A 12,585-nucleotide genomic window follows, 5' to 3' on the forward strand; every position below is an offset into this window, starting at 1 on the left:
ATGCTTAAATTGTGCAGAGTATTAATGCTATTGTTTCTTATTGACTTTAGTGCTGTAGTGATGGCACAGTCAGTATCACAAAATGACTCGTTGGCTTTAGTTGCTTTGTATAACTCTACCGGTGGTGAGAACTGGGTGAAGTCGGATAATTGGTTGGTCGGTAATGTTGATACATGGTACGGAATAGTTTGCGAAAATCAGAAGGTAAAGGCTATTAATCTTAGTGGAAATAATCTTAAAGGAGTTCTTCCGGATGAGATTTACACCTTAACGGATTTACGATATATTTACATATCGTTTAATCAGGTTAGTGGTGCACTGAAAGATGGCATTGGAAATTTGAATATGCTGGAGGTCTTGTGGGCCTCCAACAATCAGATGAGCGGACATATTCCGGCAGGCATCGGATCTACGGATAGTCTGAAAACATTGTATTTGAATGATAATCAGTTTGACGGATCTGTTCCTGAAACAATGGGAACACTGCATAAACTGGAAAATATCAATTTAAGCAAAAACAGTTTTTCGGGGGCCATACCTCATAGCATAGGGAATCTGTTAAATCTGAAATATCTTATCCTAAATGATAATGGTTTTACCGATTCTGTTCCTGATGAACTGGCTAATCTTTCGAAGCTTAGAACTTTAAAACTTGACAATAATTATTTCACCTACATTCCTGATCTTTCAGGATTGGTGCAACTTACCAACACTCCCGGTAATGTCGTTTTTACGATTCATACAAACTATCTTGACTTTACTGATCTGGAAAAGAATATGAGCATCATTGGCGATCAATCCAATTATTACCCTCAAAGAACCTTTCCGCTAACTACTTTAAAAAACCTGCATCCCGGTGATTCAGTGTATCTGAATATGCCTAATTCCAGTTTTATCGATACAGGTGATAGTAAAACAACATATCGGTATTTGCTGAGTAATAAAGTGGTTCAGGGATGGTCTGATGAAAGCGGTTATGTTGTTAAATCTGCAACATATGTAGATAACGGCTCATATATTTGTGAGGTTCGGCATGATGATTTTCCTGATATGTCAATTAAAATAAGCAATGTAAGATTGTTGCCTCCGGCCGGATACTCCTGGTTGTCGTTTGGAGTAAAAATTGATGGTGCGTTGTTGGATACAATTGACTATGAGATTGTGGCTCTGAAAAAAACGGACGGTATTTATGTGCCCGTTCCTGTTCAGGATACTATAATGGGTATGCGGAAGGAGTTTTTGATTCCAACAGGAACCTATCTTTTTAATTTGGTTCCGGTGGGCAACGACACCATATTAATGACCAAGTATCATAAAAATAGTGTGCGATGGGTGAATAATCAGGAATCTGTTCTCGGAAACCGCAAGGATTATGCATTTAATGTGAGTTTTATTCCAAAGGTATACAATCAGGGCATGGGATCAGTTGCGGGGACAGTGAACGAGATTGATGCAATGTCATCTGATGCAGGTGCTTCCGGAAGAACAGGAAAAATGAACGCCGTGGTGTTACTGTATTCTGTTTCGGAAGACAAATGGATTAACGAGCAACTTACAGATATAAACGGAAACTATTCATTCTCCGGACTGGATGAAGGACAATATTCTGTTTATGTGGATTATCCCGGATTCGCTCAGGACGAGGTATGGAAATATAATGTTACAGCGGAAAATCCTGACTTTGAAGGGATAAACTTTACGATGTATTTGCAGGATAATGTGATTACTGATATTAAAGTACCTCAGTTTACGCAGTCTGATTTGAAAGGTATTACTGTATTTGCAGATAATTTGGGTCAGGTACATATACAGTCTGGTTTACAGTCCGTAAAAAATGCAGCGATTTATATTTTCGATTTGTCTGGAAAAAAGATGTATGCACAAGACAGTGAATTGATGCATGAAACAGTACTCCCGATTCAGTTGGGAAAAGGCATTTACATTTTACAGATTCTATCAGGCGAAAATAAAACAGCGAAAAAATTTATGGTCAGATAAGCCCTGAATGGAGCAACTGATTAAAAGATACTGGAAGTTCGGATGTGTATGTCCGGACTTCTTTTGTTATGGGATGTTCAAACTGCAACGATGATGCATGAAGTAAGAGCCGGCTGATGCCTGTTTTTTCGGCGATAATCTTGTTCAGCATCCGGTCGCCGTGGTTATTATCCCCAATAATATCGAAACGACCCTGTGCAAAATGCTGCCTTATCTGGTGCCATCGACCGGTTTCCGGGGTAACTTCAACCAGACTCAACGAAATGTTTTCAAACTCCTTGTAGCATATTGATGTTGAAATAGTTTGTAAAGTCTTGTAATGCGTAACAGCATTTTTTGAACCGCGTTTCCCCTGGTTTTTGACCTTGTTATCAAATGTTCCTGATCCCGGATTTTCCCTGACAATGGCATGATAAGTCTTGGTTATTTTCTTTTGTTCGAACAAAAGCGTTAATTCATGTGCAATTTCGGGACTTAAAGCCAGCAGTACAATCCCTGAAGTTTTGGCATCAAGACGATGCACGTTATATACTGAACAATTCAGTTGTTTGCCAATTATCTTAGTCAAATAATCAGCATCGTGCGGCATTCCCTGCGTCATATGTATGGGCAAACCTTCCGGTTTGTCAACAACGAGCAAATAATCGTCTTTGTACAGAATATCAATATCCATAATTGGTACAAAAGAACATAAATTATATATGTTCAGAAAGCCGATCCAAAAATCTTTTGTAAATTGCTTTTTTTAAGACACAAGACACAAGATTGTTTTACTTATTAAAATAGTGTGCTCTTAAGTCCTCCTTTTTTATCCCGAAGCTTCGGGAGAGGGTTTCTGCCCGAAGCGTCAGTACGGAGGATTTCTCGAAAAATCTTATATCTTGGTTCTTGATTCTTATATCTATAAATTATAACCCAATGAAACGAAAAGGCTTAAAAATTACAGGTGCTATTATTTTGCTGATCTTGGTGGTTTATGCATTTCTCCCGCGATACGCCCAAAGGGCATTGATTTATCTTACTGTTGATATTGATGATTATAAAATTTTTAATAACAGGGAGGTTGTAGCAGCTGATCCGGAACCCTGGGAGAAGGATGCGTTATATGGGGAAGTGAAAATTCCTGATAACTGGGTAGATAGTCTGGCTCAGTATAACACTGTGGCCTATGCCATCATTAAAGACAGTATGTTGTTTTTGGATGAATACTGGATGGGCTATTCCGATTCAAGCTATTCCAATTCTTTTTCTGCCGGTAAAACCATTGTCGGTTTTTCAATATTGTCTGCTATCGATCACGGATTTATTGAGTCGCTTGATCAACGCGTATCAGATTTTGTGCCTGAATATGATAATCCTGAGAATAAGGATCTGCGTATAAGGGATGTAATGACCATGTCATCAGGACTGAACTGGGTAGAGAGTTATGGCGGTCTTTTTAATACGACCACAGAATCCTATTATGGATCAAACCTGATGAGTCTGATAACAGGCTTAAAAGTAGTGGAAGAGCCGGGAAAGGTATTTAAATATAAAAGTGGAAATACACAGTTGCTCTCGCTGGTACTGGAAAATGCAACTAATATGACCATGTCGGATTATGTGGGTAAGTATTTCTGGACACCTATGAATGCACAGTACGATGCCCTTTGGAGCCTGGATAAAAAGAACGGTGTTGAAAAAGCCTACTGCTGTTTTAATTCCAATGCAAAGGATTTTGCACGATGGGGCGAGTTAATGTTGAGCCATGGCAACTGGAACGGGAAACAGCTTGTTTCGAAGGAACTGATGACCGAAGCCTTGACACCCGCAACATATCTGGTTGGTGAAGATGGCGATCCGGTGGATTATTACGGCTATCAGTTATGGATCCTGAATTATAAGGGCATGCATATCCCTTACATGCGCGGTATTCTGGGACAATATGTGTTTGCTATTCCCGAAAAGAATATGGTGGTGGTGCGCCTGGGAGAGAAACGCAGCAGAACATATATCAACCACCATCCTAAAGATGTGTATACCTACATTGATCTGGCATTGGAGCTGACAAAATAATTACCGTATACAAATCCGGTAGTACATTACATAAATTACCAGAAGCACTGAACATGATTTTTATGGAGATTCGTAGTGAATCTTTAAATGTGAATGTATGAAAAATTACCATGTTATTGTTTGTATTGTAATTCTGTTTATTCAGTTACCTGCAGTAAAAGGACAAAAACAAAACAACCAGTTTAAGCCCGGCGATTGGTTCGAATGTGAAATGGAATTTGAAGACGGCGTACCAGTTTTTAAGAATCATTCCTATAGTATAGGAAATGAAACTAGTAGTACCCAATTGATTTCTCTCCGTTTTACCTGTTCCGAAAGTCAAGAAGGACAACCGTTAAAATGGAATTATAAGGTGTTGCGATATAAAGAAATATGGCCTCCTTTTAAAAAGAAATCAAAAGGAAATATGGATAATGCTTTTGTCTTTGATTCATGGTATCCTGATTTTTTTATGGAAGGATTTGATAGTATTAGAAACACATTAAAAGGAACTATAAGAATTGATGATGGTACTGTTAATCATGCTTATGATTACAATCAAGACATTTTTACTTTAAGAAATTTTCTACCCTTAAGAATGAAGGCCCGTACACCAAATGATCAAAGGTATATGTCAGTTAGTTATACATTTGGAGGAAATTTAGCTGCGAGTGTTGAAAATGTTACAGATTTACTTTTTAACACCGGAAGTCTGACAGAGGATAAGTTAGAAAGATCTCATAAATTCTGGTTTGACCATATTAAAGTATTGGATAACAATAAAAAAGAGTTAACAATACATGAAAATGGTTCAAAAAGAAACAATCAATGCACAGCATTTTTTTTAACAAACGGTTTACCTTATGCCTTTATGGATCGACATCAGCATAAAGTATTTACCATTACCAATGCCAGTTTCCCCTTACCAACAAAGGCTAAAATTGAAATAGTGGATAAAAGAACCAAGGCATCTCAAAAACCAAACAGTTTTAATAATATTATAAGGATAGCTTCGGGGAATCCCGCATTTGTAATGGATGAATCAGGAATTTCCGGATTGATCATACTCGATTCACGTAAGGCTGAAAAAATATATGCATTGAAATGCGGGACTTCTTTTAGTCTTTTCCCGGATGGTAGACATGCCATTAATTTATTTTTTGAGCCGGGTGATTTTATACAGGTAACTTTAATGGATGATAATGTTGTTATCCGGGGAAGTGAAAACAGCAGTTGGTGGAACAATAATTCGGAATTAAATGTAAAAGCGATTGAAACCGCGGCAATCGATGCAGAATTTAAAAGTTATTTAAAACTTTTAGTGCTGTTAAAAACCAGATATTTTGCGTTAGACAGTCTTGATTCAGAACAGTTTAAAACATCTATACTGGATTTTTTTACGTTGAAATCCTATTTTTACACGGGCCTTCACGGTCAAGGCATGCCGGGAATATTCCATTTAGTAAGCCAATATGATAAAAGAAAAGACTACCTGATTAATGCTGCAGGTTCACCGACAAAAAAGGGGTTTGATTACGAGTATTACAAAAGTATTATTCAAAATACAGATTTTCCACTCTACTTCGAATTGTATAGAACTTTAACGCGTGACGATAGCTATAATCAGATCGATAAGGATATAAAGAAGTACGAAAATTTTAAAACCATATGTGGTGATACCATATTAAAGAAGGATATTACCCAAATACTTAATGGCTATAAAGCATTACAGGTCGGTGAGGTGCTACCCTTTCAAAATGTATTAACAGAAAATAATCAGAAGATAAACATCCTTCCTGCCAAAGGTAAATACGGCCTTTTGATTTTATATAAAGAAACAGATAGGGTAGATGAGTTTAAACTGCTTGTGGATAATATGCCTGGTATTGTCCAAACAGTCTCGTATCGTATAAATCATGATCTGATGGAATTTTCGGATAAACTTTTGCCTGTTACAAAATTAAGTGATGCAGATCACCTGGAACTCTACGGACATCCTTCACAAACCCGAAGGTTTAATGATTATATCATTGAGTCTCGACGCCCGATGTTGTTGCTTTACGATGATAAGGGAAGGATTCTGTTAAATGATACATTTAAAAGGGTATATGGAAATGATATCGGATTAAACAAAACGAAAATATTAAATGCTATTGATGACTATGAAGACCAGTCAAAAAATGATACGGCAGGTTTATTGCTATTGATAGCAATATCGGTAATTGCAACAGGACTTCTGGTAATGATGATCTACCGGATACGAATTAACCGGTTGAAGAAACGCAATGCACAGCAACAATTACTGCAGGAACTTAAATTAAAATCGGTTCAGTCGCAGTTAAATCCCCATTTTATTTTTAATGCACTGAACTCTATTCAGCAACTTATAAATTCAGCGCAATCTGAACTGGCTAACCAATATCTGGTTGGTTTCTCAAACTTACTTCGCGGCGTGTTGAAGAATGCAGACAAGAAACTGGTACCACTATCCGATGAGCTTGAAATGGTCCGAAGCTACATGGAACTTGAAAAACTAAGACTGGATTTTAAATTCCGTGTTGATGTGGATTCCGGCGTTTCAATAGAGCTGACGGAAGTTCCTTACATGTTGTTTCAACCCTTAATTGAAAACAGCATTAAACACGGGATTTCAAAAATTCCAAATGGAGGAGAGATCAGCATAAAGATTGAGGAAAATGGATCTGATATTGTGATAAGAATCCGGGACAATGGTCCGGGATTTGGCCATTTAACATTGGATCAGTGCACAGAAAAAGGTAAGGGTCTGGTTTTAATTCAGGAAAAAATTGACAATATTTACGGAAATGATTGTCGGCTTGAACTTTCTTCAGGAGAATCGGGGAAAGGGGCAGAGGTCATAATTACGCTTAAAATCGGTTAGGGAGCATGATACATTGCGTCATTATAGATGATGAGGTCAGGGGCAGGGAAAATCTTGTCACTCTGGTAAAATTACATTGTCCTGAAATAAGTGTTGCCGGAACTGCAGATGGGGTTTCTGAAGGATTTGAGCTTTTGAACCAAACAAAACCGCAGTTACTGTTTTTAGATATTGAAATGAAGGATGGAACCGGCTTTGATCTGTTAGCCAAATTTAAAAATCCGGCGTTTGAAGTCATATTTGTTACTGCATTCGACCACTATGGTTTAAATGCGGTAAAATTCAGTGCTGTTGATTATATTTTAAAACCCATTGAGTCATATCAACTCGTAAAAGCAGTTGAAAAGGCTAAACAACGGATTCAGCTAAAAGAAGAAAATATACGTTTGCAGAATTTGTTGCACAATATCTCACAGCCTGACAGAAATAAGAGAATCGCTCTTCCATTTGTTGATCATATTGATTTTGTGGAGGTAAAGCATATCATACGTCTGGAAGCCGATGGGAGTTATACCAGATTTATTACAACAACGAATAAGGAACTTCTGGTATCGGGGAGTCTGAAAGAATATGATGAGATTCTCTCTGTGCATGGTTTTATACGAACACACCAGGCCCATCTGGTCAATCCTGAATTTGTAAAGACCTTAATAAAATCGGACGGTGGTTACCTGGTTATGATGAATGGGGATAATGTGCCGGTTTCCCGGCTGCGGAAAACAGATGTGATACAAAGTTTAAAAGGATAATTTGACTGTAAAGAAAAGATAATAATGAAAATAAATAAGCATATAACAGGTGAAGGACATATTGCTGAAGTCGAATCAGAAGGTATCGTAATTCATTCTGCGGAAGATGCACTGGATTTGCTTGGCAATATGTATTACCAGGGCATTGAAAAGATTATCCTGCATCAAAAGAATATTACACATGAGTTCTTTAATCTGAGAAACGGGATGGCTGGAGAAATACTGCAAAAGTTCTCAAATTACCGGATGCGGCTGGCCATAGTTGGTGATTTTACTAAATATAAAAGTAAGAGTCTGAACGATTTTATTCGCGAAAGTAACAAAAACAGACACATTTATTTTGTCGGTTCGCTGGATGATGCACTTTCTGTATTAAACTAACCTGATATTTGAAGCACTGTTCTGATGACATTTTTAGTCCGTTGCGATGTAAGGATATAAACTGAACGAACGGTTTATCTAATCCGCATCCATGAATGAAAAATTTAAAAGGTATTAAACGTCTTTTGCTGCTGATTTCGGTAGTTTTCATTTCAATAAACAGTCAGGCACAATACTGGAAAACAAGGGACCAGGCTCAGCTGAAAAATTCTGTCAATATAGGATTGAATGGTTTTTATACATCCTCGCTGTATGTTAATTACGGAAGGCTGATATGGCCAAATCATGAAATAGTAATCGGTATTCCGCTTGTTTCAGCACATGATTATCCTGAAAAAGGTTTTTTTCTGAATTACCGATATCATTTTAAATCTAAAGTCAATGCGCTGTTTGCAGGACTGTTTTATAATTATTCCCAAATTGATGGTATCGTCAACCACTCTACGTATAATGGCGATATCCTGATATCGTCACATGATTATCCTCATATGACTTCCAACAGATCTTTTGGCGTTAATGTGGGTAAAAAATGGGTGACAAAACCCGGAATCTGTTTTACAGCCAGAATTGGATATGGTTTTAATCAGTTTGAAGCAACGTGGAGTGAAGGCTATCCTGATGTTGAATTTATGAATGATACAGATAATACGATGAACGTTCTGGGGCACATTGATTTTGAACTTTCAGTAGGGTATGCCTTTAATTTTGTGCGGAAATAATGCAAAGGTTATTCAGGACAAATAAAAATGGACGTCATTTTCTGATGACATTATCCCATGCTTTCGATGTAATGATGTAATCACTTAATTTTTTGTTATGAAACGCATTCAGTTTATACTTATATCAATCCTCGTGCTTCTTGCTGCATGTAATGGAGGCAGATCGCAGAATACTATAGAAAAAGGAGCGGCAACAGAACAGTTTGGTTCAGATGCTAAAACAGAAAAAACAGGTTGGTTTTCCGGATCGAACAAAAAACAGATTCATGAGTTTAAGGATGCCCGAACCGGTCTGGTGGTTTATACCGAAGAATTTCCATCAAAGTGGCAGGTGATCAGCAAGCCCAGTTATACCATGGATCAGAAATTGCCGGTGTTTTTGCTTCAGATTCAGGGGCCTGATAATCTGAAAGTGTTTAATACACCGGTTAAAATGTATTTTACGTACGATAATCCCCGGATGAACCAGTATCTGATGAATTCGGGAATGGCACAAATGGTAAGTCCCGAAGTATCCAACCAGCAGATTTTACAATATGAAGTTCAGGGAAGAATGCAGAAAAGTGGATTTACGTTTAAAGGTGAACGGAACCTGCCGGAGCTGGCATCTTTTATCCAAAAAAAGCTAAGTGAAATGAACAATCCTAACTTTCATTATAAGCTTTTAAATACGGAGTGGACCAATAATAAGGGCGAAAAAGCATTGGTTATCATAACAAAATTTATCCTGAAGCAACCCGATCCGTATTCGGGAGGTTCTACCGTGTGGTACTACTCAACAGAGTATCTTTTTTCCAATGAAGCCGTTTACGAAGATGCTGTGAACCACCGGATTCGTTCTGCCATCAGTATGAAGGAAAATCCAAAATGGGTGCAATACAGGAATCTGCTGACGCAGCAACGTATGCAGGAATCCATGCGCCAGCATCAGGCCAATATGCAAAGCAGGCAGGCTGCCTTTGAAGCCCATCAACGAAAGATGAAGGGCATCTATGCGGCACAGGATGCCAATCATAAATCATTTATGAACCGGAACTTTGGTAGCGGAAGCGATAATTCACAACGGCAGTATCTTAATATGATCAACGAACAGGAAACGGTTTATGATCCTTCATCTGGTAATAACTACCAGGTGGATGCCGGTTCCACGGAATACTGGATGGACAGCCAGGGGAATTATATTCAGAACGATGACCTGTTTTATAATCCTAACGGCGATATCAATCTGAATGACCGTGAATGGACAAAGGCTCAAATTGTTCCCTGATTCAATTATTAAATGAAACAGATTTAGTTAAACATAAATAGCTTTCAATTTTATACCTGTTAGCCTGAATTATCCGATATAACACGTGATTTACAGTGACTCATCCGGAACATGCGTTTCGGATGAGTTTTTTAGATACATAATGCTCAAAGTATATTGACTGCTTGCTTTATAGAAACGTTTATCACGGGATTCGTTTTTTTCTTACCTTTATGAATTGTTAACCGTGATAAAAATTACTTGATGGATAATAATCAATCAAATTTTGAAATTTTAAATGAAATAAATAACACTCAGTTCGAGTATTTCTTTTCTAATGAAAAGCATAAAAGTATTTTATTCTCAGGTGAATTTGGTATTGGTAAAACTTATTTTTTAAAAAAATTCTTCAAGATTCCTGAAGATAAAAGTTTTGGTATTTCAACAATAAATGGTAAGGAATACAGGACAATAATTCTTAATCCAATCAACTATAGAACCCTTGATGATAGCACAATTTTTAAAGTAATTGAATATGATATTTTGAAACAAATAATTCTGTCTAATCAGATAGAACCCAAAAAGTATAATGAAGTATTTAATCAAGCAGTATATGATATTATCTCTAAGTATCCTCATATTATTGAAGCAATAATAGGTTTGATAAATAATGTTGATAATATTGATTTGAAAACAATAGGTATTATTTTCGCTTTCTTGTCATCGTTTCAAAAAGGTTGGATTGAAAAAATAGTTTTTAAACTTAAATCGAGAAAAGGAAAGACAAGAAAATTATTAAAGAATATTGAAGAGATTGAAGGAACCTATTTGTCTGAAACAGTAACCTATGAGATTATAAGGAGCGTTTGCAATTTCAAAGATTATGTACTTATCATTGATGATATTGATAGAATTGAACCTTCTCATGCATTTAGAATCTTGAATATTTTTGCAAGTCACAGCCAAATTGACAACACAAATAAATATGGATTCAATAAAATTATTTTAGTTGCTAATATAAAATTATTAAGTGCGTTTTATTCAAAAACTCAAGCTCCAGCAGACTACTTTGAAAGTTATCTTAGTAAGTTCTTTTCAATTGAGAAATACATATTTGATAATAAGAAAGATGTTTTAATGTTTTTCAATAGTAGATTAGATGAAATCATCCTTTTAAAAAAGGAGTCTTGGTTTTCATATATTTTCGTTCAAACAAGATATATTTTCCCTATCATATTATTGAATATGTATTCTGATGGATATGGCAAATACTTAAGTTTAAGAAATTTATTCGATTACTGTATTGAACTTGACTTTCCGTTAGAATGGAATACTATCAATACTGTTAAGAGCAATGCTGTACTTTATTTATATAATAACCAAATTGATTTTTATTCTCAGTACGAACTCTTATTTAAAAAAGCATTTTCAGGTTTTTATACATATTCAATTAAAAATGATATAATTCAATCAATTAAAAAAGAATCCGCTTATGAATATTTAAAAGATATTGCCAGAATATTTTTTATTTACGCACTTAAGAGTAACAAGATTCGCGAAATCACAAATTTCTCAACAGAAGATAAGCTAAGATTTGTAGGCTATTTTAATAATTCTAACTTAATGGTATTATATGATGTTGATGTAATTATTGATAATTTTCGAAAGGAAGTTTCAATAAAAAATTTCAATGTTGATGTTGTTTATAAAGATAGAGATACTGTCAATATAGAAATAAAGAGCGAATTAGTTAGAGTTCTCAATTCATTGGGAACTTCAGTAGATAAACTTTTTTCTTAACTTCGTAAAGCCAAGCTATATTTACTGTACCACAGGTGTGGATACACCCTTGGTGGCTTTTTAAATTTTGTTTATTCTACTAATATTATATAGTACAAAATTTATAAATTCCGATATTCTTTCGCACTTTAAAATATGAATAAATAGAGCATTAAATGAGTCAAGTCCGAAGGACTGGCATTTCTGTAGAACATCGTTTGTGTAAAAATCACAGAAACTCTGAAGGAGTGAAAGAATGTTTAACCGGATTACCTTCCGCTGGTCGCTGATTTGCAGTGGGAGAGATGCTCAAGCAATATCCCTGATTCACTATCGTGAATCTCTGACCTTTTTCTTTTCTCAAAACATGAACAAATCGGTTTTTAAATAATCAAGTCCGAAGGACTGGCATTTCTGTAGAAAACAGTTTGTGCAAAAATCACCTAAACTCTGAAGGAGTGAAAGAATGTTTTACCGGATTACCTTCCGTTGGTTGGTGATTCGGTAATGGGAGAGATGCTCAAACAAAATCCTGGATCACTGTCTTGAATCTCTGACCTTTTTTCTTTTCTCAAAACATGAACAAATCGGTTTTTAAATAATCAAGTCCGAAGGACTGGCATTTCTGTAGAAAACAGTTTGTGCAATAATCACAGAAACTCTGAAGGAGTGAAAGAATGTATTAACCGGATTACCTCCTGTTGGTCGGTGATCTGGTAATGGGGGAGATGCTCAAACAAAATCCCTGATTCACTATCGTGAATCTCTTTTATTTTG

9 protein-coding genes are annotated in these 12,585 nt (G+C 36.2%); 8 read left to right on the plus strand and 1 reads right to left on the minus strand.

Annotation, left to right across the window (positions count from 1 at the left end; genetic code table 11):
• Positions 1–24 precede the first annotated feature (24 nt).
• A complete protein-coding gene (locus ACE01N_RS12145; RefSeq protein ID WP_380589124.1) occupies positions 25–1,998 on the plus strand; it encodes a T9SS type A sorting domain-containing protein in 1,974 nt (657 codons plus the stop codon).
• Here ACE01N_RS12145 and ACE01N_RS12150 read toward each other — a convergent pair.
• On the minus strand, positions 1,991–2,671 hold the full coding sequence (locus ACE01N_RS12150; protein ID WP_380589127.1) for a pseudouridine synthase: 681 nt from the start codon (positions 2,669–2,671) through the stop codon (positions 1,991–1,993). The two genes, ACE01N_RS12145 and ACE01N_RS12150, sit on opposite strands and share 8 nt — an antisense overlap.
• 245 nt (positions 2,672–2,916) lie before the next feature.
• Between ACE01N_RS12150 and ACE01N_RS12155 the strand changes: the two genes are divergently transcribed.
• The 7 genes from ACE01N_RS12155 to ACE01N_RS12185 all read left to right on the plus strand — a co-directional run bounded on the left by ACE01N_RS12155 (position 2,917) and on the right by ACE01N_RS12185 (position 11,829).
• The gene (locus ACE01N_RS12155) at positions 2,917–4,053 is read left to right on the plus strand and encodes a serine hydrolase domain-containing protein (protein ID WP_380589129.1); all 1,137 of its coding nucleotides are present in this window, start codon (positions 2,917–2,919) and stop codon (positions 4,051–4,053) included.
• Between the two features lie 97 nt (positions 4,054–4,150).
• Positions 4,151–6,934: a sensor histidine kinase gene (locus tag ACE01N_RS12160; protein WP_380589132.1), complete on the plus strand. Its 2,784-nt coding sequence runs from the start codon at positions 4,151–4,153 to the stop codon at positions 6,932–6,934.
• Between the two features lie 5 nt (positions 6,935–6,939).
• Positions 6,940–7,683 carry a LytR/AlgR family response regulator transcription factor gene (locus ACE01N_RS12165; protein WP_380589135.1) on the plus strand — a complete coding sequence of 248 codons (744 nt, stop codon included), beginning with the start codon at positions 6,940–6,942 and terminating at the stop codon, positions 7,681–7,683.
• A gap of 24 nt (positions 7,684–7,707) precedes the next feature.
• Complete coding sequence (locus ACE01N_RS12170; protein WP_380589138.1) at positions 7,708–8,064, plus strand: DUF4180 domain-containing protein; 357 nt, start codon at positions 7,708–7,710, stop codon at positions 8,062–8,064.
• A gap of 95 nt (positions 8,065–8,159) precedes the next feature.
• Complete coding sequence (locus ACE01N_RS12175) at positions 8,160–8,783, plus strand: hypothetical protein (RefSeq protein ID WP_380589141.1); 624 nt, start codon at positions 8,160–8,162, stop codon at positions 8,781–8,783.
• Between the two features lie 97 nt (positions 8,784–8,880).
• On the plus strand, positions 8,881–10,050 hold the full coding sequence (locus ACE01N_RS12180) for a hypothetical protein (RefSeq protein ID WP_380589144.1): 1,170 nt from the start codon (positions 8,881–8,883) through the stop codon (positions 10,048–10,050).
• A gap of 243 nt (positions 10,051–10,293) precedes the next feature.
• Positions 10,294–11,829, plus strand: a complete 1,536-nt coding sequence (locus ACE01N_RS12185; RefSeq protein WP_380589147.1) for a P-loop NTPase fold protein — start codon at positions 10,294–10,296, stop codon at positions 11,827–11,829.
• Positions 11,830–12,585 lie beyond the last annotated feature (756 nt).

Source organism: Quyinboa ferrireducens (genome assembly GCF_042436675.1).
In the GTDB taxonomy this organism is placed as follows: domain Bacteria; phylum Bacteroidota; class Bacteroidia; order Bacteroidales; family UBA5342; genus JBHJHP01.

Bases quoted from the DNA above. Each gene is read 5' to 3' on its own strand.
- ACE01N_RS12175 (WP_380589141.1), top strand. From the start codon at position 8,160: ATGAAAAATTTAAAAGGTATTAAACGTCTTTTGCTGCTGATTTCGGTA.
- ACE01N_RS12165 (WP_380589135.1), top strand. From the start codon at position 6,940: ATGATACATTGCGTCATTATAGATGATGAGGTCAGGGGCAGGGAAAAT.
- ACE01N_RS12155 (WP_380589129.1), top strand. From the start codon at position 2,917: ATGAAACGAAAAGGCTTAAAAATTACAGGTGCTATTATTTTGCTGATC.
- ACE01N_RS12185 (WP_380589147.1), top strand. From the start codon at position 10,294: ATGGATAATAATCAATCAAATTTTGAAATTTTAAATGAAATAAATAAC.
- ACE01N_RS12160 (WP_380589132.1), top strand. From the start codon at position 4,151: ATGAAAAATTACCATGTTATTGTTTGTATTGTAATTCTGTTTATTCAG.
- ACE01N_RS12180 (WP_380589144.1), top strand. From the start codon at position 8,881: ATGAAACGCATTCAGTTTATACTTATATCAATCCTCGTGCTTCTTGCT.
- ACE01N_RS12170 (WP_380589138.1), top strand. From the start codon at position 7,708: ATGAAAATAAATAAGCATATAACAGGTGAAGGACATATTGCTGAAGTC.
- ACE01N_RS12145 (WP_380589124.1), top strand. From the start codon at position 25: ATGCTATTGTTTCTTATTGACTTTAGTGCTGTAGTGATGGCACAGTCA.
- ACE01N_RS12150 (WP_380589127.1), bottom strand. From the start codon at position 2,671: ATGGATATTGATATTCTGTACAAAGACGATTATTTGCTCGTTGTTGAC.